At 75.2% G+C, this 24879-nt stretch carries 18 protein-coding genes and 1 tRNA gene; 16 read left to right on the forward strand and 3 right to left on the reverse strand.

Annotation, left to right across the window (positions count from 1 at the left end; translation table 11 throughout):
- Positions 1-51 precede the first annotated feature (51 nt).
- On the reverse strand, positions 52-261 hold the full coding sequence (locus AB0C99_RS05660) for a cold-shock protein (RefSeq protein ID WP_362469742.1): 210 nt from the start codon (positions 259-261) through the stop codon (positions 52-54).
- Positions 262-501: 240 nt separating this feature from the next.
- Here AB0C99_RS05660 and AB0C99_RS05665 point away from each other — a divergent pair.
- From AB0C99_RS05665 to AB0C99_RS05735, 15 genes are all read left to right on the forward strand, one after another.
- A tRNA-Leu gene (locus tag AB0C99_RS05665) sits at positions 502-589 on the forward strand.
- Between the two features lie 204 nt (positions 590-793).
- Positions 794-2260 carry a helix-turn-helix domain-containing protein gene (locus AB0C99_RS05670; protein ID WP_362469745.1) on the forward strand — a complete coding sequence of 489 codons (1467 nt, stop codon included), beginning with the start codon at positions 794-796 and terminating at the stop codon, positions 2258-2260.
- A gap of 168 nt (positions 2261-2428) precedes the next feature.
- Complete coding sequence (locus AB0C99_RS05675; protein WP_362469748.1) at positions 2429-5623, forward strand: M20/M25/M40 family metallo-hydrolase; 3195 nt, start codon at positions 2429-2431, stop codon at positions 5621-5623.
- A gap of 227 nt (positions 5624-5850) precedes the next feature.
- Entirely contained in the window at positions 5851-6282 is a 432-nt protein-coding gene (locus AB0C99_RS05680) for a hypothetical protein (RefSeq protein WP_362469750.1), read from the forward strand.
- Positions 6279-7283 carry a phosphate ABC transporter permease subunit PstC gene (gene pstC, locus AB0C99_RS05685; RefSeq protein ID WP_362469752.1) on the forward strand — a complete coding sequence of 335 codons (1005 nt, stop codon included), beginning with the start codon at positions 6279-6281 and terminating at the stop codon, positions 7281-7283. The genes AB0C99_RS05680 and pstC overlap by 4 nt, the downstream gene beginning before the upstream one ends.
- A 2-nt stretch (positions 7284-7285) precedes the next feature.
- The gene (gene pstA / locus AB0C99_RS05690) at positions 7286-8539 is read left to right on the forward strand and encodes a phosphate ABC transporter permease PstA (protein WP_362469755.1); all 1254 of its coding nucleotides are present in this window, start codon (positions 7286-7288) and stop codon (positions 8537-8539) included.
- 109 nt (positions 8540-8648) lie between these two features.
- Complete coding sequence (pstS, locus tag AB0C99_RS05695) at positions 8649-10382, forward strand: phosphate ABC transporter substrate-binding protein PstS (RefSeq protein WP_362469758.1); 1734 nt, start codon at positions 8649-8651, stop codon at positions 10380-10382.
- Entirely contained in the window at positions 10379-12949 is a 2571-nt protein-coding gene (locus AB0C99_RS05700; protein ID WP_362469761.1) for a hypothetical protein, read from the forward strand. The genes pstS and AB0C99_RS05700 overlap by 4 nt, the downstream gene beginning before the upstream one ends.
- Before the next feature lie 111 nt (positions 12950-13060).
- On the forward strand, positions 13061-14059 hold the full coding sequence (locus AB0C99_RS05705) for a substrate-binding domain-containing protein (RefSeq protein ID WP_362469764.1): 999 nt from the start codon (positions 13061-13063) through the stop codon (positions 14057-14059).
- Positions 14060-14103: 44 nt separating this feature from the next.
- Positions 14104-15678: an Ig-like domain-containing protein gene (locus AB0C99_RS05710; protein WP_362469766.1), complete on the forward strand. Its 1575-nt coding sequence runs from the start codon at positions 14104-14106 to the stop codon at positions 15676-15678.
- 120 nt (positions 15679-15798) lie between these two features.
- Positions 15799-17622 (forward strand): DUF916 domain-containing protein, encoded by a 1824-nt coding sequence (locus AB0C99_RS05715; protein ID WP_362469768.1) that lies wholly within the window; start codon positions 15799-15801, stop codon positions 17620-17622.
- Between the two features lie 46 nt (positions 17623-17668).
- Positions 17669-18595 (forward strand): hypothetical protein, encoded by a 927-nt coding sequence (locus AB0C99_RS05720; RefSeq protein WP_362469771.1) that lies wholly within the window; start codon positions 17669-17671, stop codon positions 18593-18595.
- A gap of 33 nt (positions 18596-18628) precedes the next feature.
- A complete protein-coding gene (locus AB0C99_RS05725; protein WP_362469773.1) occupies positions 18629-19933 on the forward strand; it encodes an Ig-like domain-containing protein in 1305 nt (434 codons plus the stop codon).
- On the forward strand, positions 19930-20874 hold the full coding sequence (locus tag AB0C99_RS05730; RefSeq protein WP_362469776.1) for a sortase: 945 nt from the start codon (positions 19930-19932) through the stop codon (positions 20872-20874). The genes AB0C99_RS05725 and AB0C99_RS05730 overlap by 4 nt, the downstream gene beginning before the upstream one ends.
- 160 nt (positions 20875-21034) lie before the next feature.
- The gene (locus tag AB0C99_RS05735; protein WP_362470254.1) at positions 21035-21832 is read left to right on the forward strand and encodes a phosphate ABC transporter ATP-binding protein; all 798 of its coding nucleotides are present in this window, start codon (positions 21035-21037) and stop codon (positions 21830-21832) included.
- A 70-nt stretch (positions 21833-21902) separates the two neighbouring features.
- On the opposite strand, the gene AB0C99_RS05740 is transcribed toward AB0C99_RS05735, so the two are convergent.
- Complete coding sequence (locus tag AB0C99_RS05740) at positions 21903-22652, reverse strand: hypothetical protein (protein ID WP_362469778.1); 750 nt, start codon at positions 22650-22652, stop codon at positions 21903-21905.
- Positions 22653-22787: 135 nt separating this feature from the next.
- Here AB0C99_RS05740 and AB0C99_RS05745 point away from each other — a divergent pair, with 135 nt between their 5' ends.
- The gene (locus tag AB0C99_RS05745) at positions 22788-24083 is read left to right on the forward strand and encodes an alpha/beta hydrolase (protein WP_362469781.1); all 1296 of its coding nucleotides are present in this window, start codon (positions 22788-22790) and stop codon (positions 24081-24083) included.
- A gap of 84 nt (positions 24084-24167) precedes the next feature.
- Here the strand turns inward: AB0C99_RS05745 and AB0C99_RS05750 are convergent, their stop codons facing one another.
- Entirely contained in the window at positions 24168-24776 is a 609-nt protein-coding gene (locus tag AB0C99_RS05750; RefSeq protein WP_362469784.1) for an isochorismatase family protein, read from the reverse strand.
- Positions 24777-24879: the final 103 nt, after the last annotated feature.

The following is a 24879-nucleotide window of genomic DNA, read 5'->3' on the forward strand; positions in this document are numbered from 1 at the left end:
TCCGCTGGCGACCCGCCCCCGCCCCTTCCTAGGCTGCGCTCCCATGGGCTCCTACGGCAAAACCTCCTTCGTCTGCCTGCCGTGCCGGGCGTCGTGGCCCTGCGTCACGTCGAAGGAGACCCGCTGGCCCTCCTGGAGCTCACGGAAGCCCTGGGTGGCGATGTTCGAGTAGTGGGCGAAGACGTCCGGGCCGCCGCCGTCCTGCTCGATGAAGCCGAAGCCCTTTTCCGAGTTGAACCACTTCACGGTTCCCTGTGCCATGACCTTCTCCTTCTGTAGGCAGAGGCCCCATCCGGAGATGCCGGAAAACAAAATGCGCCTGAAGAGAAGTATTCCCGTCAGACGCAAGAGGTTCATGGGTACCACAACTGCAACGCCTCCGAGCCTAACACACTCGCGCCGTCGATGGGCTGACCACGGGGGACGCGTCGAGGGGCCTCGTACACCTGGTAGATTGATCTCTGTCGCCGCGGGGAACACCCCACGGTCGACGGCACACCTGTCCGGGTGGCGGAATGGCAGACGCGCTAGCTTGAGGTGCTAGTGCCCTTTATCGGGCGTGGGGGTTCAAGTCCCCCCTCGGACACCAGCGGAAACCCCAATTCATCTGGGGTTTTTTGCGTTTTCGGGCCAGGCGGGCGGGCCCCTTCCGTAAAGCGGCCGCCCGAGGGTCGCGCGATGGCCGAATTTGGTCCAGACCTTTCCTCGGTGAACTCATTGACGCCGCCCCCGCCCTCCCCTGTGCTGTCCCTGAGCGGCAGGCCACGAGGCGTGGCCGGGTGGAGGGAGGCCCATGAGCGTGTTAGCGGCGCGGACCGGCGAGGCGCGGTGGGGGGAGTTCGGGCGGAAGCTGCGCCACTGGCGCAGGGCCGCCGGCCTCACCCAGCTGCAGCTCGGCCTGCGGGTGGGCTACCACCACTCGGTGATCAGCAAGCTGGAGGCGGGGCTGCGCGAGCCGCCCCTCGGACTGGTGCGCCGCCTCGACACCGTCCTGGAGACCGGCGGCGAACTGGCCGAGGTGCTGGCCGCGCCCCGCGAGGCGCCCCGGGGACCCGACCGGAATCCGGTCGATCCCGCGCTCTTCGCGCCACTGCCCGGCACCGACGCCCCCGACGGCCACCCCGCCCCCGACCCGGCGCTGTGGCCCGCGCGGCTGCCCGCCGAGGGACTGGTCTGCCCGCTGCACGGCACCGCGGGCTGCGCCGCCCCCGGCCCGGCGGAGCTGGCGGGACTGCTCGGCGGCCCGGCGGCCCCCTATGGCCCCTCTGCCTCCTCTGACCCCTCCGTCCCCTTCCTCATCTCCGTCGGCGCACTCTCCCAGGGCCGGGTGGCGGCCGAACCGGAGGTCCTGCACGGGCTCACCGCCCTGCTCGCCGCCCTGATCCGCGAAGCCTTCCGGCAGCCGGCCGACGACCGGGGCGTGGCCGTCGTCGACGGGCTGCTGCGGGCCCTCGTCCGCTGGGCCGAGACCGTCGACACGGCCGGACGGCTGCCCTACGGACAGCTCCGGCTCGCCGCCCAGTACGCCCAGGTCGCCGGGCGGCTGCGGATGGCCCGGGGGCAGAGCGCCGTCGCCATGGCCTGGTTCGGCCACGGGCTGCTGTGGGCGGACGCCGTCCACGACGCCCCCGCGCGCGCCACCCTGCTCAGCGACCTGTGCACCCTGGTCCGGCTCGACGGGGACGCCGGATCGCTCCTCTCGTACGCGGCCGGTGTCGGCGCCGTGGACACCGGGCGGCGCTGGATGGGCACCCTCTCCGGGCTGTACCAGGCCCGCGGCCACGCGCTCGCCGGGGACGCCGCCGAGTGCCGCCGCCAGATCGCCCAGGCCCGCCGCAAGTTCGCCCGGCTCGACGGGCGCGACCTGCTGGAGGCGCCCTGGCTCGCCGGGACCGAGGGCGAGATGCGGGTGGACTCCGCGATCGGCGGCGCGCTGCGCGACCTGGCCGTCGCCACCGGCGACCGGTCCACGGCCCGCCGCGCGGTCGCCGTCACCGCCCACTCCTGCGCCCAGGTCCCGGCGCAGATGCCCGCCACCCGGCTGCTGCTCACCCTGCGGCTCGCCGACAGCTGGGCCTGCGCGGGGGACCCGGCCGCCGCCGCGGTGCTCGCCGGGGAGGTGCTCGGGGACGCCCTGCGCGCGGGGGAGTCCATGGTCAGCGCCGAGCTGCGCGGGCTGCACAGCAGGCTCAGCGGGCGGTGGCGGGACGTCCCGGAGGTCCGGGCCTACCGGGAGCTGCTCCTCGACTCGGGCGGCTGACCGGCCTGGCCCGTACGGGACTTGCCGTTTTTTGCCGGCACCGGACGGGGGCGGTGGAGCCGTTGACCCGGGCGCGGGGCGGTGTGAGGGTTCAGCCGCCCGTCGGGTGACATGCAACGGTCACCGGCGGGTTGTCGATGGAGCCCCCACCTCTCACAAGGAGCCACGATGCTCAGACAAGCCGCTGTGGCCGGGATGTCCTCCCTGGCCCTGACCCTCGGGGTGGTGGTGCCGGCCGCCTTCGCCGAGGCCGCGCCCCGGCCTGCGGCGGACGGGCCCTCGCCCGCCGCGCGGGCCGTCGCCGCCGCCGACCAGGCCGTGAACAGCGGCCTCGACGCCCTCGTCGCCGGTGACTCCGAGGAGCGCTACGACCGCCGCGGGGTCACCCCCTGGGGCGGCGGGGAGCTGTTCTCGGTCGCCTACGAGCGCACCTACCGCGGCCTGCCCGTGGTCGGCGGCGACGCGGTCGTCCTCGCGGACGGCGAGGGCAGGGTCCGGGCCGTGCGGTCCGCCGACGGCTCCGCCGTCGCCGTGCCCACCACCGCCAAGGTCACCGCCGACCGCGCCGAGCGGCTCAGCCGCGCCCGGGTCGCCACCGTCACGGGCGCGAGCACCCCGCGCCTGGTCGTCCGGATCAAGGACGGCGCGCAGGCCCTCGCCTGGGAGACCGTCGTCACCGGCAGCACCGCCGACCGGCGCCCCAGCACCCTGCACGTCTTCGTGAACGCCCTCACCGGCAAGGTCGTCGACAGCTACGACGAGGTGCGCGCCGGCACCGGCCGCAGCGAGTGGAACGGCCCGAGCCCGCTGACCATCGACACCTCCCGCTCGGGCAGCAACTACGTGCTGCGCGACACCACCCGGCCCGGACTGCAGTGTTCGGACTACAGCGGCGGCCTGTTCACCAAGGCCACCGACGACTGGGGCACCGGCAACGCCACCAGCAAGGAGACCGGCTGCGTCGACGTCATGTTCGCCGCGCAGAAGAACTCCGACATGCTGCGCGACTGGCTCGGCCGCAACGGGCACAACGGCAACGGCGGCAGCTGGCCCGCCAAGGTCGGCCTCAACGACCTCAACGCCTACTGGGACGGCTCCACCGTCACCATCGGCCGCAACACCGCCAACAAGTGGATCGCCGGCGTCGACGTCGTCGCCCACGAGTACGGCCACGGCCTCGACTCCTTCACCCCCGGCGGCGCCAACCACGAGAGCGGCCTGGGCGAGGGCACCGGCGACATCATGGGCGCCCTGACCGAGGCGTACGCGAACGAGCCCGCCCCCTACGACACCCCCGACTTCACCGTCGGCGAGATGATCAACCTCCAGGGGCGCGGCCCGATCCGCAACATGTACAACCCCTCGCTGATCAGCAACAACCCCAACTGCTACTCGGCCTCGATCCCCAGCACCGAGGAGCACGCGGCGGCCGGCCCGCTCAACCACTGGTTCTACCTGCTATCCGAGGGCTCCAACCCCGGCGGCGGCAAGCCCACCAGCCCCACCTGCGACAACTCGACGGTGACCGGCGTGGGCATCCAGAACGCCGGAAAGATCTTCTACGGCGGGATGCTGCTCAAGACCAGCGGCATGACCTACAAGCAGTACCGCACCGCCACCCTCACCTCGGCGAAGAACCTGGACGCCTCCTGCGCCCTGTTCGACGCGACGAAGGCCGCCTGGAACGCGATCAGCGTGCCCGCGCAGCCCGGTGACCCGACCTGCTCCGGCCAGCAGAGCGACTTCTCCCTCGCGCTCGTCCCCGCGTCCGGCAGCGTCGACCCCGGCGCCGCCGCCACCGCCACGGTCAACACCACGACCGTCACCGGCGCCGCCCAGCAGATCGCGCTGACCGCCACCGGCGCCCCCGCCGGGGTGACCGTCAGCTTCAGCCCGGCCACCGTCACCTCCGGCTCCAGCTCCACGCTGCGGATCGCCACCACGACGGGCACCGCCGCCGGTACGTATCCGATCACGGTCCAGGGCGCGGCGGGCGGCAAGACCCACACCGTCCAGTACACGCTGACCGTCGGCGGCGGCACCACGCCCACCACCCCGCCGGACGTCGACGTGGCCCAGATCCAGGCCCACCTGGCCCAGCTCGGCACCATCGCCGCGCAGAACGGCGGCAACCGCCGCTCCACCGGCACCGGCTACCGCGACTCGCTCGCCTACGTGAAGGGCAAGCTCACCGCGGCCGGCTTCACCGTCACCGAGCAGAGCTGCACCTCCGGCTGCACCGCCGGGGCGGGCAACAACCTGATCGCCGAGTGGCCCAAGGGCGACGCCAACAGCGTCTACATGTTCGGCGCCCACCTCGACGGCGTCTCCGCCGGTCCCGGCATCAACGACAACGGCTCCGGCTCCGCCGCCGTCCTGGAGGCGGCGCTGACCCTGGCCCGGACCAACCCCGCCATGAAGAACCGGGTGCGCTTCGCTTGGTGGACCGACGAGGAGCAGGGCCTCAACGGCTCCGCCTTCTACACCCGGACGCTCCCCACCGCCGAGCGCGCCCGGATCAAGGCGTACTACAACTTCGACATGGTGGGCTCGCTCAACGGCGGCTACTTCATCAACAACCTGAACTCCGCCGCCGCCGCGCCCATGAAGGAGTACTGGGCCTCCCTCGGGCTCGCCCCGCAGGAGAACGTCGAGGGCCAGGGCCGCTCGGACGACTACTCCTTCCAGCAGGCGGGCATCGCCACCTCCGGCTACGCGACCGGCGCCTCGGCCGTGAAGTCCGCCGCCGAGGCGGCGAAGTGGGGCGGCACCGCGGGCCGCGCCTACGACTCCTGCTACCACTCGGCCTGCGACACCACGTCGAACATCAACGCCACCGCCCTGGACCGCAGCGCGGACGGCATCGCCTACACCGTCTGGAAGACCTCCGTCGGTGACGTGTCCGTGCCGACGGACGACTTCTCCGTCACCGCCGACCCGGCCTCGGGCACCGTCGCCCCCGGCGCCTCCGCGACGGTGACCGTCCGGACCGCCACCGTCAGCGGCTCCGCGCAGAGCGTGCGGCTGTCCGCCTCGGGGGCGCCGAGCGGCGTGAGCGTGTCCTTCTCGCCCGCCACGGTCACCTCCGGGCAGTCCGCCACGGCCACCGTGCAGGTCGCGGCCGGCACCACCGCGGGCACCTACACGCTGACCTTCACCGGCACCGGCTCGGCCACCCACACCACCACCTACACGCTCACGGTGAGCGGGGGCGGCGGCGAGACCACCTGGCAGCTCGGGGCCACCTACAAGGCCGGTGACATCGTCACGTACAACGGCGTGCGCTACCGCTGCATCCAGGGGCACACCGCCTACCAGGGCTGGGAGCCGCCCAACGTGCCCGCCCTCTGGCAGGCCATCTGACCCACCCGGCCCCGCCCGGGGCCACCGCGACACGGACGTCCCAAGCCGCTCCGCCGGCTTGGGACGTCCCGTTTTTCCCGGCCGGACCACGGCCCCCGAGGGCCCCTTGATCACCGGCGTTTTCCGTTCATGTGCCCTCCGTTCGGCCTTCACGCATCCGTGCACACAGGTCGCACACAAGTCCGGGACTCTCAGTGCGCTTTCGAAAGGAAAGGGGGGTGGTTTCCATGGTTCCGGCACGATTCCTGTACGTGATGCCCGGAGCGCGCCAGAGACCCGCGGTGGAGGAGCGGCGGTTCGGATGGCGGCTCGTCGGGGCCAACCATCGCGAACTGGGGCGCGGCGCCCAGGAGTACGCCGACCCGGCGGAGTGCCGGGCCGCGCTGCTGCGGCTGCGCGAGCGGGTGGCGGACACCCGCGCGACGCTCGCCACCGCGGACACCGCCGCCGGGGGCACGGGCGGCTGGGCCTGGCGGCTGGAGCTCGACGGGCGGCCCGTGGCGGTCGCCGGACGCACCTACCAGCGGCAGCGGGACTGCCAGTTCAACCTCGGGCAGTTCCTCCACGCGCTCCCCGTCGCCGAACTCGCTGAGCCGGCGCCCGCCCGGCCGCGGGTCCGGCCCGGCGGCGGCAGCGGCTCCCGGGCGGCGGTGCGATGAGCGCCCTCGTGCCCGAGGCGGGCACCGACACTAAGCGGGCGCCGCGCGGCAAGGCCACCCCCGCCGACCGGATCTTCCGGGGCGCGGCCCGCGGCAGCGGGGCCCTGGTGCTGGCCGTGATGCTCCTCGTCGGCGTCTTCCTCGCCTACCGCGCCGCCCAGGCCCTCGACGTCGCCGGCGGCTCCTTCCTTACCACCTCCGTGTGGGAGCCCGACTCCCACCGCTTCGGCATCGCCGCCGTCCTCACCGGCACCGTCCTCATCGGCCTGGTCGCCATCGGCCTCGCCGTGCCGCTGGCCCTCGGCACCGCGCTGTACATCTCCGAGTACGCGCCCCGCCGCCTGAAGCGGACCCTGGTCAGCCTGGTCGACCTGATGGCCGCCGTGCCCAGCGTCGTCTTCGGCCTCTGGGGCGCCTTCTTCCTCCAGGAGGAGATCGTCGGCCTGTCCCGCTGGATGGCCACCTACCTCTCCTGGATCCCGCTCTTCCGGGTCGACGGCGCCGACCCGGCCGACCCGCTCCAGACCACCACCGTCTACACCTCCTCGACCTTCGTGGCCGGGATCGTCGTCGCCCTCATGGTCACCCCCATCGCCTGCTCGGTCATGCGCGAGACCTTCTCCCGCGCCCCGGCCGGCGAACGGGAGGGCGCCCTCGCCCTCGGCGGGACCCGCTGGGGCATGATCCGCGCCGTCGTCCTCCCGTACGGCTGGGGCGGCGTGATCGGCGGCACCATGCTCGGCCTCGGCCGGGCGCTCGGCGAGACCATCGCCGTCTACATGATCATCTCGCCGGTCTTCGCCGTACAGCCGCACCTGCTCCAGAACGGCGCCAACTCCGTCTCCGCCCTCATCGCCCTGCGCTACGGCTCCGCCAGCGCCTTCGGCATGTCGGCGCTGATGGCGGCCGGACTCGCCCTCTTCCTGATGACCCTCGTCGTCAACTTCCTCGCGTCCTCGATCGCCGCCCGCAGCCGGTCCGGCGCGGGCACGGAGGCATGAACATGACGTCCGACCTGCTGTCCGCCGCGCCTCCGGCCGCCCCCGCCCCCGCGACCGTCCGCCCCGCCCCGCCCGACCCCGACGACCGGACCCCCGAGGCCCGCCGCGCCACCTCCGCCGTCCGCGCCTCCGACCTCCTCGCGCTCGCCGGCGCGGCCGTGGGCTCGCTCGCCCTGACCACCCTGCTGTTCGTCTGGATCGCCCCCTTCGACACCCTCCTCGGCTTCGCCGTCGTCGCCTACCTGCTCTTCCTCGGCCTGTACGCGGTCCTCGTCTCCCTCGACGAACCCGGCGCCCTGGTACGAGACAAGGTCGCCGCCGTCCTCTGGCAGAGCCTCGCCGCGCTGCTCCTCGGCGCGCTGCTCCTCGTCGTCGGCTACACCCTGTGGCGCGGCCGGTCCGCCCTCGTCCACCTCAACTTCCTCACCGAGGACATGAGCGGCACCGGACCGCTCCAGCCGCTCTCCGAGGGCGGCGTGCTGCACGCCGTCGTCGGCACCCTGGAGCAGATCGCCCTCGCGCTCGTCATCACCGTGCCGCTCGGGCTCGGCTGCGCCGTCTTCCTCAACGAGGTGCCCGGCCGCTACGCCCGCTTCGTGCGGACCGTCGTCGAGGCGATGACCGCCCTGCCGTCCATCGTCGCCGGGCTCTTCGTCTACGCCACCGTCATCCTCGCGCTCGGCTTCGACAAGTCCGGCGCCGCCGCCTCCCTCGCGCTCGGCGTGATGATGCTGCCCATCGTCATCCGCGCCGCCGACGTGGTCCTGCGGCTCGTGCCCGGCTCGCTGCGCGAAGCCTCCTACGCCCTGGGCGCGAGCCAGTGGCGCACGGTGTGGACGGTGGTGCTGCCGACCTCGAGGTCCGGACTCACCACCGCCGTCATCCTCGGCACCGCCCGGGGCATCGGGGAGACCTCGCCGGTGCTCCTCACCTCCGGCGCCACCGCCGACCTGAACCTGAACGCGCTCAGCGGCCCCCAGGTCTCGCTGCCGCTCGCCACCTTCCAGCTCGTCAGCTCGCCCCAGCCGCAGCTCATCGCCCGCGGCTTCGGCGCGGCGGCCCTGCTGATGGCCCTGGTGCTGCTGCTCTTCGTGGCCGCCCGGGTGATCGGCGGGCGCGCCCCCGGCGAGCTCACCCGGGGCCAGCGGCACCGCCGCGTGCTGGCCTCCCGGCGCGACGCCGCCCGCATGGCGGCCCGCGCGCCGGGCGCGGCCGGTGCGCCGGGCGCCGCCGCCGACGCGCCGCCGCCCGGCTAGCCGCCACCCGCACACCCCCTGCCCGTACGCCCCCGCCCGTACGCCCCCGGCCGTACGCGCCCCCGCCCGTCCCCTCCGACGCACCGACACCGACCAGGAGCTCCCCGTCATGCCCGGATCGCCTCCGGCCGCCCCCGCACGCCTCCGTACGCGTGCGGCGGCCGCCCTCGTCCTCCTGACCGCCCTGCTGCTCGGTGTCGCGCTGCCCGGCGCCCGGCCCGCCGTCGCCGCCACGTACGTGCCGGTCTCGGGCGCCGGGTCCACCTGGAGCCAGAACGCGCTCGACCAGTGGCGGGCCAACGTCAAGCAGTACGGCATGACCGTGAACTACACCGGCAACGGCTCCTCCGACGGACGCAACCAGTTCCGCAACGGCACCGTCGACTACGCCGTGTCCGAGATCCCGTACGGCATCAAGGACTCGGGCGTCGTCGACTCGCCGCCCTCCCGGAACTTCGCGTACATGCCGATCGTCGCCGGCGGCACCTCCTTCATGTACAACCTCGTCATCGGCGGCAAGCGGGTCACCAACCTGCGCCTGTCCGGCGAGGTCGTCGCCAAGATGTTCACCGGGCAGATCAAGACCTGGAACGACCCCGCGATCAAGGCCGACAACCCGGCGCTCGCCGCCGCCCTGCCCGCCCGCCCGGTCGTCCCCGTCGTCCGCTCCGACGGCTCCGGCACCACCGCGCAGTTCACCACCTGGCTCAGCCGCCAGTACCCCACCCTCTGGGACGCGTACTGCGCCCGCGCCGGGCGCTCCACGCCCTGCGGCGCCACCTCGAACTACCCGCTCGTCGCGGGCAGCGGCTTCGTCGGGCAGTCCGGCTCCAACGGCGTCTCCGGCTACGTCGCCGAGGAGAGCCACATCGGCACCCTCACCTACGTCGAGTACTCCTTCGCCGTCTACACCACCGGCTTCCCGGTCGCCAAGGTGCTCAACAAGGCCGGGTACTACACCGAGCCCACCGCGAAGAACGTCGCCGTGGCCCTCACCAAGGCGCGCATCGACGAGAACCCCTCCTCGCCCCGCTACCTCACCCAGATCCTCGACGACGTCTACAACGACCGCGACCCGCGCGCCTATCCGCTCTCCAGCTACAGCTACATGATCATCCCGACGAAGCTGGAGTCGAACTTCAACGCCCAGAAGGGCAAGACGCTCGGCGCCTTCGCCTACTACTTCCTCTGCCAGGGCCAGCAGAGCGTCGACAACCTCGGCTACTCCCCGCTCCCCGTCAACCTCGTGCGGGCCGGTCTCGACCAGGTCCGCCGCATCCCCGGCGTCGACGTCGAACGGGTCAGCCTCAAGGACTGCCACAACCCCACCTTCTCCGCCGACGGCACCAACACCCTGGTGAAGAACGCCCCCTTCCCGCCCGCCTGCGACAAGCAGGGCACCGCCCAGTGCGACACCGGCACCGGCGGCGCCAAGACCCCCACCCACGTCGGCGGCGGCTCCGCCACCGGCGGCACCGGCACCACCGGCGGCTCCGGCTCGGCCTCCGGCACCGGCGGCACCACCACCGGCGGCACCGGGACCGGGGGCGGCGCGGGCACGGCCGGCGCCACCGGAGGCACCGGCACCGCCGCGGGCGGCGGCTCCGGCGGCGCGACGACCGGCGGGGGAGCGGTCGACCCCGACACCGGACAGGCCGCCACCACCGGCGGCCCCGCCGCCGGACCCGGCGGCGCCGACGCCTTCGCCGTCCCCGTCACCAGCTCCCAGGACATCGGCGGCGGCCTGCGCACCGCCCTGATGGCCATGGCCGGGGTGCTGCTGCTCGCCGTCACCGTCGGGCCCCCGCTGCTCACCCGCCGCCTGAAGCGAGACCGCCCGTGACCGCCGCGCTGCGCCGCTTCGCGGCCACCTCCGCCGCCACCTTCGTCACCCTCGTCACCGTGCTGCTGACCCTCGCGGGCACCGCCGTGCTCTTCACCGCGCCGCCGCCCGCCCAGGCCGCCGAGACCCGCTCCGCCGTCACCGTCACCGGCTCCGGCCCCTACGCGGGACTGAAGGTGACGGTCGGCCAGACCCGCAACCTGGTCGACCAGGTCGTCAAGGTCAGCTGGCAGGGCGCCGCCCCCACCGTCTCCGACACCACCTACGCCGCCGACTACCTCCAGCTCATGCAGTGCTGGGGCGACGCGGCCACCGGGCCCGACCCCGACCAGTGCCAGTTCGGCGGCTCCTCCGCGCTCGGCGCGGGCGCCGGCAGCCAGGCCGCCGGGGCCTACACCAACACCCGCCAGCTGTCCTACGGCGGCCTCAAGGACCCGGCGCAGACCCTGCCCCCGGCGACCGGCACCGGCATCGCGTACGTCCGCTTCCGCTCGGTCACCGGCGACATCAGCACCAAGGGCAACTGGAACGACTTCTACGACGTCACCACCAGCAACGAGGTCCCCTACGCCCGCAGCGGCCCCGACGGCACCGGCGAGGTCTGGTTCGAGACCCAGACCGGCGTCGAGGCCCCCGGCCTCGGCTGCGGCGAGGTCCGCGCCGGGACCTCCGGCGCCACCGAGGGGCGCTCCTGCTGGCTGGTCGTCGTGCCGCGCGGCCGGACCGAGGTCGACGGCTCCGCGTACACCGCGCAGCCCAGCGGGATGCTCCAGTCCTCGCCGCTCAGCGCGAGCAACTGGGCCCACCGCCTCGTCGTCCCCCTGCGCTTCGAACCCACCGGCAGCTTCTGCCCGATCGGCGCCTCCGAACGCGGCACCCTCGGCCACGAACCCGTCGCCGAGGCCGTCGCCCGCTGGCAGCCCGCGCTCTGCCAGTCCGGCGGGCGCACCATCTACGGCTACGCCCAGGTCACCGACGACACCGCCCGCGCCAAACTCGTCTCCGGCAGCCCCGGCCTGGTCTTCGTCGGCCGCCCCGCCTCCGCCAACCAGATCCGCACCGGCGCCCTGCCCGTCCACCAGCCCGTCTACGCCCCCGTCGCCCTGTCCGGCCTCACCATCGGCTTCTTCATCGAGAGCCAGGCCGGCTACAACGCCCCCGACCAGGTCAAGGACCGCGACGGCACCCGGCTCACCTCGCTCGACCTCACCCCGCGGCTGGTCGCCAAACTCCTCACCGAGTCCTACCCGGACGGCAACTCCCGCTTCGCCCCCAGCACCGAGGGCAACCCCGCCAACCTCGGCCACGACCCGGAGTTCCTGCGCCTCAACCCGACCTACCGGAACCTCGACTTCGGCGGTTCCCTCGGCGACATCCTCGTACCCGAGGCCCTGTCCGACGCCGCCTGGGAGCTGTGGAACTGGATCGACCAGGACCCGGCGGCCCGCGAGTTCCTCGACGGCACCCCCGACGACCGGGGGCGGTACGGCGAGGCCGGCAACGCGGGCATGAAGGTCAACCCGCACTACCGCGGGCTGAAGCTGCCGCGCAACGCCTACCCCAAGAGCGACCCGTTCTGCCAGCACTTCGACGACCACCCCGCCCAGCCGCTGTGCATCCAGGACAAGCACCCGTACACCGTCGACATGCGCACCGCGGCCCGCGCCGCCGCCCGCGGCGACACGCTCGCCCGCGCCACCTGGGACGGCACCGCCACCCCGCCCGGCTACAAGAAGAACCCGCCGCAGCCCGCCGGACGCCGCGCCGTCCTCGCCCTCGCCGACACCGCCACCGCGGCCCGCTACGGCCTCGTGACCGCCCGGCTCCGCAACGCGGCCGGGGTGTTCGTCGGACCCGACGCCAAGGGGCTGCTCGCCGGGCAGGCCGCCATGCGCCGCGACCCCGCCAGCGGCGTCCGGCTGCCCGACCCGGCCGCCCGCGCCCGCGACGCCTACCCGCTCACCCTGCTCACCTACGCGGCGACCGTCCCCGAACGCCTCACCGCGCGCGAGGGCCAGGACTACGCGGCCCTGCTGCGGTACGCGGCGGGCGACGGACAGCGGCCCGGCGTCGCGGCCGGCACCCTGCCCGAGGGATACGCCCCGCTGCCCGCCGCCCTGCGCGCCGAGACCCGCACCGCCGCCGCGGCCGTCACCTCCCGCGCCGTGCCCCCGCCGACCGGCGGCACCACCGGCGGCGGCTCGACCGGCGGCAGCGGCGGCACGAGCTCCGGCGGCGGCACGTCCGGCGGCTCCGGCTCCTCCGGCGGCGACCAGGCGCAGGGCGCGAACACCGGCGCCACCGGCGGCACTTCCCCGTCCGCCACCCCGCCCACCGCCCGCCCCTCGACCGGTGCGCCGGTCCCCGTCGCCGCCTCAGGCGGAGCGCTCGGGATCACCCCGGAACAGGCCCTCGGCGCCGTCCGCTACGCGCTCCTGATCGCCCTCGTCGCGGGGCTCGCCGCGGCCGTCTGCGGACCGCTCCTGCCGAGGGTCGCCCCCCGTCTCGCCGCCGCGCTCCACGACCGGCGCGGCGCCGCCAAGTCGCCCGGAAAACAAGGGAGGTGATGCCCGCAGCGCCTTAGCGAATCCCACGACAGGTCCGCGCCAACGAACTGTCCGATCCACCGCGCCGGGCACCACCGCCCGGGCGGAAGCCTAACCCGAGAGGTACCGCACGTGAACAAGTCCCTGGCCGCAGTCGCCGCCGTCGGCATCGCCGGTCTGCTCACCGGCATCGTCACCGCCACCCAGGCCGCCGCCGACCCCTCCGGCACGCCCGCCTACCGCCAGCTGTCCGGCGTGGGCTCCGACACCACCCAGGACGTGATGAACGGCCTGGCCAACGCCATCACCATCAACGGCACCAAGGTGATCGGCTCCTACGACGCCACCGGCTCGGCCCAGATCACCACCAAGGACCCCGCCACCACCCCCGGCTGCACCATCGCCCGCCCCAACGGCTCCGGAGCCGGCCGCACCGCGCTGCTCAACTCCCTCCAGGCGAACAACGGCTGCCTGGACTTCGCCCGCTCCTCCAGCCTCAACCTCGGCGCGGCCAGCCCCGGCCTCACCTACGTGCCGTTCGCCGTGGACGCCGTCAGCTACGCGGTCACGCCCACCAGCACCGTGCCGCGCAAGCTCACCCTGAACGACCTCAAGGCGATCTACCACTGCAACCCCGACTACGTGGGCACCGCCCCCAACTTCGGGATCACCGTCTACCTGCCGCAGGCCGGTTCCGGTACCCGCAGCTTCTGGGAGTCCCAGATGGGCATCACCGAGGCCGACGTCGTCGCCGGCGTCTACCCCTGCATCAAGGACGCCAAGAACGGCGCCCCGGTCCAGGAGCACGACGGCCGCGTCCTCGACGACAAGTCGATCGTGCCGTTCTCCATCGCCCAGTACAACGCGCAGAGCTCGCAGACCATCGCCGACCTGCGCGGCCGGGCCCTCCTCGGCACCGTCGACGGCATCGCCCCGACCGTCCTCAACAACGGCTTCGGCGTGAAGCGCGACGTCTACAACGTCATCCCCACCAGCAAGCTCGGCACCGCGCCCTGGAGCACCGTCTTCGTCGGCTCCGGCTCCCTCGTCTGCCAGCAGCAGGGAGTCATCAACACCTACGGCTTCGCCACCAACCCGAACTGCGGCGACACCACCAAGCAGACCCCCTGACCCGTCCGTCCACTCCCGGCACTTCCGAGAAGGAGCGCACGACTGTGCGGAACAGAACGTTCTCGCGGACCCTCGCAGGGGGCCTCGCGAGCCTCGTGGCGGTACTGGCGGGCGGCCTCGCCCTCGCCCCCTCGGCGCAGGCCGCCGAGATCGGCACCGCGGCCGTCACCCCGGCCACCGGCGCCGACACCTCCAGCATGACGCTGACGACCTCGGCCGCCTGCCCGCCCGCCGCCACGAACATCATCGTCGCGGTGACCGGCTCGGGCTTCCCGGCCGGCGGCCAGAACGTGGTCGGCAACTCGCCGATCGCCGCCTACGGCACCACCGCCGACGGCGGGCTGGTCATCCCGCTCTCGCAGACCATGCGCGACTACGCCAACACGGCCGGCTTCACCAACCTGACGGGCAAGTACGGCTTCCTCGTCACCTGCCGCACCGCGTTCAACGGCACCAGCCTCGGCGACTTCTCCAGCGCGGTCTGGTTCACCTCCAACACGGCCTACCAGAACACCGACCCGGCCGTGAAGACCGACACCACCACCTCCCTCGCCCTCTCCCCGGCCGGCCCCGTCACCGAGGCCACCCCGGTCACCCTCACCGCGACCGTCGGCCCCGCCGGAGCCGCAGGCACCGTCCAGTTCCGCGACAACGGCACCGCGCTCGGCGCCCCCGTCACGGTCTCCGGCGGCCGGGCCGCGCTCACCACCGGCGCCCTGACCCGCGGCGCCCACACCCTGACCGCCGCGTTCACCCCGGCGAGCACCGCCTACAACGCCTCCGTCTCCGCCGGTGTCTCCTACACCGTCGACGCGGCCCCGGCGACCGCCACCACCACCGCGCTCGCCGTCTCCCCGGCCGGCACGGCGGACCAGTACAGCCCGGTCTCCCTCACCGCCACGGTGTCGCCCGCCACGGCGGCCGGCTCCGTGAAGTTCCAGGACACCGTCGGCGCCGCCACCACCACGCTCGCCACCGTCCCCGTCACCGGCGGCCGGGCCGCGTTCGCCACCAGCGCCCTGCCCTCCGGCGACCACTCCTTCACGGCCGTCTTCGTCCCGGCCGACAGCGCCGCCTTCACCGGCTCCACCTCCGGCGCCGTGCCCTACGCGATCGGCTCCTTCAAGGGCGTCACCGCCTCCCAGAACCTCACCACCACCGTCCAGTCCGGCGCCCTCGTCATCAGCGTCGACAACCCGGACGTCACCCTGCCGTCCCCGACGCTCACCAGCGGCGGCGACCTCCTCGCCACCACCGGCGCCATCAACCCGGTGACGCTCACCGACACCCGGGCCGGCAACCCCGGCTGGTCCGTCAGCGGACAGGTCACCGACTTCTCCGACGGCGGCACCCACCGCATCAACGGCCAGAACCTCGGCTGGACGCCCAAGGTCGTCGACAAGGGCGCCGCGCAGACCGTGACGCCCGGCACGCCGGTCGCCGCGGGCGGCGGCCTCGCCCCGGCCGACCCCGGCACCGCCGGACTCAAGTCCTCCCGCTCGCTGGCCACCGGCACCGGCCTCGGCACCGCCCACCTCGGCGCCGACCTGGCCCTCAGCGCGCCGACCTCCACCGTCGCGGGCACCTACACCGCGACCCTCACCCTGACGGCCATCTGACCTTGATCTGAAGGCCATCCGACGCCGCCGGCCGGGGCGGGCCCCCAGCCCGCCCCGGCCCCCGGCCCCCTCCGCGCCTCCGCGCACCGGTCCCGCCCGCGCTCGAACGGACGCCCCGACATGACCACCCTCCCGGCCCGCCGCCTCGCCGCCGCCCTCGCCGCCTGCCTCCTCGCCGCCCTGCCCGCCGCCCCCGCCGCGGCCGCGCGCCCCGCGGCTCCGGCGGCCACCGCCCCGGCGAGCGCACCCGCGCCCCCCGCCGCGCCCGGCGACGGGACCCCGGCGAAGCTCACCGGCCGCACCACCTTCGGCGTCCAGCCCGCGACCGCGAAGAAGCCCGACGCGCGGCCCCACTTCTCGTACGGGGCCACCCCCGGCGCCGTCGTCGAGGACCACCTCGCCGTCTTCAACTACGGCACCGCGCCGCTCACCCTCCGTGTCTACGCCCAGGACGCCTTCACCACCGCCGACGGCGGCTTCGACCTGTACGCGGCGGCCCGGCGGCCCACCGGCGTCGGCGCCTGGGTCCGCCTCCGCACGGACCGCGTCACCGTCCCCGCCCGCTCCCACACCCTCGTCCCCTTCACCCTGACCGTGCCCCCGGGGGCCACCCCCGGCGACCACACCGGCGGCGTCGTCGCCTCCCTGTCGGCGCTCGGCACCGGCCGCGAGGGCTCCAAGGTCGCCGTCGACCAGCGGGTCGGCGCCCGGATCTACGTCCGCGTCGCGGGCGAACTCGCCCCCCGGCTCGCCGTCGAGGACCTCACCACCGGCTACCACGGCACGCCCAACCCCTTCGGCACGGGCGAGGCGACCGTCACGTACACCCTCCGCAACACCGGCAACGTCCGGCTCGCCGCCCGCCAGAGCGTCGAGGTCCGCGACCCGCTCGGCGGCACCGCCGACGTGCCGAAGCTCCGCGACGTCCCCGAACTCCTGCCCGGCGACAGCCTGAAGGTCACCACCACGGCCACCGGCGTGCTGCCCGCCTTCTCCGGCACGACGACCGTCACGGTCGACCCCGCGCCCGTACGCGGCGACGTCCGGCACCGGATCCTGCCCCGCGTCACCCGCACCGCCGGCTTCACCGCCGTGCCCTGGGCCTCCCTGGCGCTGCTGCTCCTGCTCGCCGCCGGCACCGCCGCCCTCGCCGTGCGCCGCCGACGCCGGGCGCGCGCCGCCCGGGACGAACCGGCCCGCACCCCGCCGCGCCCCCGGCGCACGGCCGTCGCCACGGCCGCGGTGCTGCTGGCCGCCGCCACGGCCGCCACCGCGACGCCCGCCGCCCCGGCCCGCGCCGCCGAGGCCGCCCCGGCCCCCGCCGCCGCGGGCGCGCTCGCCGTGCTGCCGCCGTCCGGCGCCGACACCCAGCCGATCACCCTCGTCACCGACGCGCCCTGCCCCGCCCGCACCACCCACGTCATCGCCCGCGTCTTCGGCGCCGGGTTCGCGCGCGACGGGCAGATCGTCGTCGGCAACGCCCCGGTCGGCACCTACGCGCGCGTCCCCGGCGGCGGGCTGTCCGTGCCGCTCCTCGCCACCCTGCGGGACTACGCCGCCACCGCCGGGTTCACCACCCTGCGCGGCGGCTACGCCTTCACCGTCAGCTGCCTCCAAGGGGCCTTCCAGGCCGCCGGGCTAAGGGAGTTCACCGGCACCCTGCGGTTCACCGCGACGAGCTCCTACCGGGACGGCAGCACGATCCGCACGCCCACCGGACCCGCCGTGGCGCCCGTCCCCGCCGCGACCGGCACCGTCCCGGCGCCCACTCCACGCCCGGCCGCAGCCCCCGCAGCCCCCGCAGCCCCTGCTTCCGACGGCGCCCTCACCGCCTGGTCGGCGGCCGGCTTCGGCGTCGCGCTGCTCGCGCTCCTCGCGGGCGCGACGCTCTGGCGGCGCGGCCGACGACGACGGCCCGCCGCCGACGCCCCCGCCGCCACCTGAACCACCGATCCAGCCCACCGCCCCCTCCGTCCTCCAGGGAGAGAACGTGACCACCACCACCCGGACCCCGCGCGGGTCCGCCAGGACCGGCGCCCGCGTCGGCACCCTCGTCGCCGCCTTCGGCACCGCCGGGCTGCTGGCCAGTGCCGGGCTGCTCGCCCAGGCGCAGTCCGCCCACGCCGCCGACGCCCCCGGCGTCATCACGGTGACCCCCGCGACCGGCACGGACACCAGCGGCATCACCCTCACCACCGCCGGGGCCTGCCCGGCCGGCGCCACCCACGTCATCGTGTCCGTCAAGGGCTCCGGCTTCCCCGCCGACGGCCAGAACGTGGTGAGCAACTCGCCGATCAGCGCCTACCCCTCGGCCCCGAACGGCGGGATCGGCGTGCCGCTGACGCAGACCATGCGGGACTACGCCAACACCGCCGGATTCACCACCCTCCAGGGCCGCTACGACTTCACCCTCACCTGCCGCACGGCGTTCAACGGCACCAGCCTCGCCGACTTCGCGGCCCCGGTCTGGTTCACCTCCAACACCGCGTACCGGAACACCGACCCGGCCCTGCCGACCACCCCGCCCACCACCACCGCCACCCCCACGGGCACCGCCACGCCGACCGTCACCACGACGCCGAGCGACACCGCCTCGCCCACCGACACGGCCTCCCCGACCGACACGGCGACGCCCACCGACAGCCCCACGCCCACCGACACGGCCTCCCCGACCGACACGGGCTCGCCGAGCGCCACCGCCTCCGCCGACGGCGGCACCACGGGCGGCGGCTCCCAGGACGTCTCCACCCAGGTCAACGGCGGCTCCTCGGGCGGTCGCGGCACCCTCGCGAACACTGGCGCGCAGGCCGGGGCGCTCGGCGCCCTGTCCGCCGCGCTCGTCCTCGCCGGAGTCGTCCTGGTCCGGCGCGCCCGGCGCCGCGAGGACTTCCCCGCCACCGACCTGCCCCAGGTCTGAACCGCGCACCCCACGGAAGCAAAGGACGACACCATGCGCATCCCCCAGGCGGTACGCCGCCCCCTGACGGCCGGCCTCGTCGCCGTCCTCGCGGCCGGGGCCCTCGGCCTCGGCACGGGCGCCGCCGCCCACGCCGCCACCCCCGGCACGCTGGAGGTGACCCCCGCCACCGGCACGGACACCAGCGGCATCACCCTCACCACGGGCGCCCCCTGCCCCGATCCCGCCACCCACCTCATCGTGGGCGTCAAGGGCTCCGGCTTCCCCGCCGACGGCCAGATCGTCGTCAGCAACTCGCCCATCGCCACGTACGCCACCGCCCCGAACGGCGGCATCGTCGTCCCCCTGACGCAGACCATGCGGGACTACGCCAGCACCGCCGGGTTCACCACCCTCCAGGGCCGCTACGACTTCACCCTCACCTGCCGGGCCGCCTTCGGCTCCGCGACCTACGGCGAGTTCGCCGCCCCCATCTGGTTCACCTCCAACACCGCCTACCGCAGCACCGCGCCCGTCACCGCGACCACCACCACCCTCGCGGCGAACCCGGCCGGACCGGTCGTCCAGGGCACGCCCGTCAAGCTCACCGCGACCGTCGCCCCCGCGAGCGCGACCGGCACCGTCCGCTTCCTCGACGGCACCACCGCGCTCGGCGCCCCGGTGCCCGTCACCGCCGGCACGGCCGCCCTCACCACCGCCGCGCTCACCGTCGGGGCCCACGCCCTGAAGGCCGAGTTCACCCCGGCCGACCCCGCGGTCCACGCGCCCTCCGCCACCGCCCCGCTCACCCTCACCGTCAAGATCAAGCCCCCGGCGCTGCTCACCCCCGCCAAGGTCACCGGCACCGCACGGGTCGGCTCCACCGTCACCTGCGCCGTCGCCTTCGGCGGCGCCGCCTCCGTGAGCTACGCCTGGCTGCGCGACGGCGTGCCCGTCGCGGGCGCCACCGGACGCACCCGCGCCCTCGTCGCCGCCGACCAGCCGCACCGCGTCGGCTGCCGCGCCAAGGCCGTCAACACCACCGGCAGCACCCTCTCCACCAGCCCCGCCCCGCTCGTCGCCCTCGGCCCCGCCCCGCGCAACGCGACGAAGCCGAGCATCACCGGCACCCACAAGGCGGGCTACCGGCAGACCGCCAAGGCCGGCGGCTGGACCCCCGCCGCCACCACGTACACGTACGTGTGGAAGCGCGACGGCCGGGTCATCGGCGGCGCCACCCGCGCCACCTACACCGCGACCCGCGCCGACCGGGGCCACCGGCTCACCGTGACCGTCACCGCCGCCCGCCCCGGATACGCCAAGGGCACCGCCACCTCCGCCTCGGTGAGGATCGGATGACGGCGGCCACCGCGCCCGTCGCCACCCCGCCCCCGGCGGCCGCCCCACCGGCGGCCCCCGGGGGCGGGGCGGCCCGCCCCGCGCCCCCGCAGGCCGGGCCCCGGCTGCGCGTCGCCGGGGCCGCGCTAAGCATCCTCGCCGCCCTGCTGCTCGGGCTCGTCGCCGACGCGGGCCTCGTCAGCGACCTGCGGCAGGCCCGCGACCGGCAGGTCGACTACGCCGCCTTCCGCTCCGCCCTCGCCAACGGCGTCGCCCCGGTGGGCGCGTCGGCGGGCGGCGGCCGGGCCCCCGAGCCCGGCGAACCGGTGGCCGTCCTGGAGATCCCCGCGCTGCGGCTGCGCGAGGTCATCAGCGAGGGCACCACCGCCGAGGGCCTCACCCGGGGCCCCGGCCACCGCCGGGACACCCCCCTGCCGGGCCAGTCCGGGACCAGCGTCGTCATGGGCCGCCAGGCCGCCTACGGCGGTCCCTTCCGGCACCTCGCCGAACTGAGCACCGGCGACACGTTCACCGTCATCACCGGCCAGGGCACCCACCGCTACCGGGTGATCGGCCCGCGCCGGGCCGGCGACCCCCAGCCGGCCGCCCCGGCGGCGGGCCGGGGCCGGCTCACCCTCGTCACCGCCGACGGCACGCCGTACATGCCCGACGGCGTCCTGCGGGTCGACGCCGACCTGGTCTCCGACCCGCAGCCCACCCCCGCGCCCGCCGTGCGGCCCGGCGCCCTGCCCGAGGACGAGAAGCCGATGGCCGGGCAGTCCTCGGCCTGGCTGCCGCTGGTCCTGTGGGGCCAGGCGCTGCTCCTCGCGGCCGCCGCCGTCGCCTGGGCCCGCGCCCGCTGGGGCCGCCCGCACGCCTGGGCCGTCGGCGCCCCGCTGCTCGGCGCCCTGGGCCTGGCCACCGCCGACCACCTGCTCCTGCTCCTGCCCGGCCTGCTGTGACCGGGACGACCAGCCCGACCCGTACGGCTCTTACAGCCCTTGCGACCCGTACGACCCGTGTGACCCGACCGAAGGACGTGCCGTGACCGAACAGACGACCCTCCCCACCGAGACCACCCTCCCGCTCCCGGCGCTCCCGGGTGTCCGGGACGGGATCGGGATGACAGAGGCGACGGGGGCGACCGGGGCGACGCTCGAAGCACGCATGATCTCGGCCTGGTTCGGCGAGCGGAAGGTCCTCGACCGGGTGTCGCTCACGATGCCCGCCGGGCTGGTCACCGCCCTCATCGGCCCGTCCGGCTGCGGGAAGTCGACCTTCCTGCGGATCCTCAACCGGATGCACGAGCTCGTGCCCGCCGCCTCGCTCGCCGGGGAGGTCCTCGTCGACGGCGAGGACGTGTACGCGGCCGGGCAGCGGCTGACCGACGCGCGGCGGACGGTGGGCATGGTCTTCCAGAAGCCCAACCCGTTCCCCGCCATGTCGATCTACGACAACGTCACCGCCGGCCTCAAGCTCACCGGCACCCGGCTCGGCGGCGCCGCGAAGGACGCGCTCGTCGAGGAGTGCCTGGCCAAGGCGGGCCTGTGGAAGGAGGTCAGGGACCGGCTGCGGCAGCCCGGCGGCGCGCTCTCCGGCGGCCAGCAGCAGCGCCTGTGCATCGCCCGCTCGCTCGCCGTGCGGCCCAAGGTCCTCCTGATGGACGAGCCCTGCTCGGCCCTGGACCCCACCTCGACCCGCCGGATCGAGGAGACCATCCGCGAGCTCGCGCACGAGGTCACCATCGTGATCGTCACCCACAACATGCAGCAGGCGGCCCGGGTCTCCGACCAGTGCGCCTTCTTCCTCGCGGAGCAGGGCACCCCGGGCGCGATCGTCGAGCACGGCCCCACCCCGGCCATGTTCTCGGCCCCCGCCGACCCCCGCACCGCCGACTATGTGGAGGGCCGCTTCGGCTGAGCGTCGCCGGCCGTCCGTGGCCGTCCGTGGGCGTTCCTCGACCGTCCTGTGCCCGTCCCGCGCCCGTCCTTCAGGCCGCCGACTCCGCCGGGGCCGACCGCTCCCAGGCCGTCGTCAGCCCGTCGAGCCAGGCGGGCGGCAGCTCGGCCGCGTCCCACTCCGCCCGCAGCGGCTCCGGGTCGTCCAGCAGACGCTCCAGGACGGCGATGCTGGTGGGGGAGTGGACGAGCGAGTAGCGGCCGTGCACGGCGATGGCGCTGCCCGCCCCGTACGCCTCGAACAGCCGCTCAAGGCGCGCCCGGTGACGGTCCGTGAACTCCGTGAGCCGCCCCGGATACCCGGCCCGCTGGCGCGAGGTGCGGGTGGCGAGGACGGCCTTCAGGACCTGGTCGGTCGCCTCGGGGTCGAGGTCGGACACCTCGGTGAACGACAGGTACAGCGGCAGCACCGCGACCTTCGTCCGCTCCAGCTCCATCCGCCCGACCGGCGGCCGTTCGTCGGCGGACCGCTCCGGCACGCCCGCCGCGACGGCCCGGCGCAGGGCGTCCTCGGCGATCCCGCCGAGCCCGTCGGCCGCGGCCCTGGCCCCGTCGCGCCAGCCCGAGCCGTAGCCGGGGTCCGCCCCCGGCGGCGTCCGGCGCGCGAGCGCGTCCACCTCCTGGTGGGCCAGCGCGAGGGCGCCGGCCTCGACGAGTCCGATCAGCTCCTCCGCGTCGCCGGAGTAGACCCCGGCCCTGGCGAGCAGCTGGACGAGCGTGGTCCGGGCGTTGCCGACGCTGGCCGCGTCCAGTTGCTGCCGTCCTTCGTCGTGGGCGTTCATGGGTCCTCCTCGTCGCGCATGGGGCAGCGGGGCCGAGCGTACGCGGAACGCTCAGACTTCCGGTGTACGCCCCCGCCACAGGGTCCGACCGTGGGGTGACGTGCCGGGCGGGCCCGGCGCCGTAGCGTCGCCCCCATGCTCACACCGACCCGGGCGGCCGCCGCCGCCCTCCTCGCCTGCGCCCTCGCCTTACCGGCGACGGTGCCGTCCGCCGCCGCGGCTGCGCCCGCCGGGCCCGCCGCGTCCGCCGCGTCCGTCCGCGCCTCGGCGCCCGCGCTTGCGGGGCCCGCCGCGTCCATACGTGCCTGGGCGCCGGTGCCTGCCGGGCCCGCCGCCCTCGCCGCCCCCAACGCCGCCGTCCGTGCCTCGGCCCCCGCCCCGCTCGAACTGCCCGCGCCCACCGGCCCGGAGCGCGTCGGCAGCACCGTCCTCCACCTCGTCGACCGCTCCCGCCCCGACCCGTGGGTGCCCACGGCCGACGGGCGCGAGCTGATGGTGACCCTCCACTACCCGGCGGCCCGCCGCTCGCACGGCGCCCCCGCCCCGTACGCCACCGAGGCGGAGACCCGGCTGCTGCTGGGCGGCCTCGGCGTCCAGGACCCGGCGGGGGCGCCCGCGCTGGCCGCGATGCCCACGCACAGCGAGACCGGGGTGCGGCCCGCGCCGGGGCGCCATCCCCTGGTGGTCCTCTCGCCCGGCTTCAGCGCGCCGCGCTACACCCTCACCCACCTCGCCGAGGACCTGGCCTCGCGCGGCTATGTCGTGGCGTCCGTCGACCACGCCTACGAGTCCCTCGGCACGGCCGTGCCCGACGGCCGGATCCTGACCTGTGTGGCCTGCAAGGCGCTAGACGAGGACGGCGTGCCCCCGAGCACCGTCACCGCCGCGCGCGCGGCGGACACCCGCTTCCTGCTCGACCGGCTGACCGGCCCGCGCCCCGCGTGGCGGTACGCGGCCGCCATCGACCGGACCCGGATCGGCATGGCCGGGCACTCCATCGGCGGCGCGAGCGCGGCCACCGCGATGCTCGCGGACCGGCGCGTCGACGCCGGGGTGAACATGGACGGCGCGTTCTGGGACACCCTGCCCGCCGGGGGCCTGGGCGGGCGCCCGTTCCTGCTGCTCGGCACCGACGACGCGGTGCACCTGCCGGGCGGTCAGGACGCCACCTGGGACGCCACCTGGCCGCTGCTCGGCGGCTGGAAGCGCTGGCTGACCGTGGCCGGCACGGACCACTTCAGCTTCTCCGACGGGCCGCTGCTCCAGCGCCGGTTCGGGCTGCCGACCGGCGGCATCGAGGCCGAGCGGGCGATGGCCCTCACCCGCGTGTACGTCGGCGCCTTCTTCGACCGGCACCTGCGGGGCCGCTCCGAACCCCTCCTCGCGGGGCCGAGCCCGCTGCACCCGGAGGTCAAGTTCCAGCGGCCTTGAGCCGACCTGAGGCCCGGGACCCGGGGCCCGGGACCCGAGGGGCGCACCCCCGTGCCGCCCCTCGGGGACCCGCCCCGCCCCGGCTCAGCTCAGCGACGCGCCGGTCGGGACGACGACCCCGTACAGGTCCCCGATGGTCGCGAGCGCGCCCCGGTGCAGCTCCCCGGCCGTGACCTCGCCCGCGGCGGTGCCCAGCGGGCGGGTGGCGCAGGCGTCGGCGACGACGGTCGGCCGGTCGCCGCGCAGGAAGGCGCCCGCGGTCGTGAACGCCACGCACATGTGGGTCATGAACCCGGCGATCACGAGGTCCTTGTTCCCGGCCGCGTCCAGGTGCTCGGCCAGGTCGGTGCCGACGAAGGCGTCCGGCGCGGTCTTCACCACGACGGGCTCGCCCTCGACGGGGGCGACCCGGGGGTGGATCGCCCCGATCTCGGCGCGGATGTCGTACGGGGTGCCCTCGCCGCCGTCGTTGACGACGTGGACGACCTTGGCACCGGCCGCCCGCGCCCGCGCCAGCAGCCCGGCGGCGGAGTCGAGCGCCGCCTCCCAGCCGTCCAGCTCCATCACGCCCCGCGTGTAGGTGTTCTGGTAGTCGATCAGGAGCAGCGTGGCCCCGGCGAGAGCGGCGGGGGCGGTGTCGAAGCCGTTGAGCTCGCGCAGCGTGGTGGAGGGGGAGGGGGAGGAGGCGGACATGGGTCGCCCTTTCCGGGAGGTGGCGGGGAACGGGTCCGGGGGAGCCCCCGGCGCCGTGTCTCCACGCTACGAACGCGCACCCGATGGCCGCAATGTCATGCGA

Origin of the sequence: Streptomyces sp. NPDC048659 (assembly GCF_040650575.1) — a bacterium.
GTDB lineage: Bacteria > Actinomycetota > Actinomycetes > Streptomycetales > Streptomycetaceae > Streptomyces.

Excerpts from the sequence above, each read along its gene's own strand:
- AB0C99_RS05670 (WP_362469745.1), top strand. The coding sequence starts at position 794 with ATGAGCGTGTTAGCGGCGCGGACCGGCGAGGCGCGGTGGGGGGAGTTC.
- pstA (WP_362469755.1), top strand. The coding sequence starts at position 7,286 with ATGACGTCCGACCTGCTGTCCGCCGCGCCTCCGGCCGCCCCCGCCCCC.
- AB0C99_RS05725 (WP_362469773.1), top strand. The coding sequence starts at position 18,629 with ATGCGCATCCCCCAGGCGGTACGCCGCCCCCTGACGGCCGGCCTCGTC.
- AB0C99_RS05660 (WP_362469742.1), bottom strand. The coding sequence starts at position 261 with ATGGCACAGGGAACCGTGAAGTGGTTCAACTCGGAAAAGGGCTTCGGC.
- AB0C99_RS05715 (WP_362469768.1), top strand. The coding sequence starts at position 15,799 with ATGACCACCCTCCCGGCCCGCCGCCTCGCCGCCGCCCTCGCCGCCTGC.
- AB0C99_RS05735 (WP_362470254.1), top strand. The coding sequence starts at position 21,035 with ATGACAGAGGCGACGGGGGCGACCGGGGCGACGCTCGAAGCACGCATG.
- pstS (WP_362469758.1), top strand. The coding sequence starts at position 8,649 with ATGCCCGGATCGCCTCCGGCCGCCCCCGCACGCCTCCGTACGCGTGCG.
- AB0C99_RS05750 (WP_362469784.1), bottom strand. The coding sequence starts at position 24,776 with ATGTCCGCCTCCTCCCCCTCCCCCTCCACCACGCTGCGCGAGCTCAAC.
- AB0C99_RS05745 (WP_362469781.1), top strand. The coding sequence starts at position 22,788 with ATGCTCACACCGACCCGGGCGGCCGCCGCCGCCCTCCTCGCCTGCGCC.
- AB0C99_RS05730 (WP_362469776.1), top strand. The coding sequence starts at position 19,930 with ATGACGGCGGCCACCGCGCCCGTCGCCACCCCGCCCCCGGCGGCCGCC.
- AB0C99_RS05675 (WP_362469748.1), top strand. The coding sequence starts at position 2,429 with ATGCTCAGACAAGCCGCTGTGGCCGGGATGTCCTCCCTGGCCCTGACC.
- AB0C99_RS05740 (WP_362469778.1), bottom strand. The coding sequence starts at position 22,652 with ATGAACGCCCACGACGAAGGACGGCAGCAACTGGACGCGGCCAGCGTC.
- AB0C99_RS05680 (WP_362469750.1), top strand. The coding sequence starts at position 5,851 with ATGGTTCCGGCACGATTCCTGTACGTGATGCCCGGAGCGCGCCAGAGA.
- pstC (WP_362469752.1), top strand. The coding sequence starts at position 6,279 with ATGAGCGCCCTCGTGCCCGAGGCGGGCACCGACACTAAGCGGGCGCCG.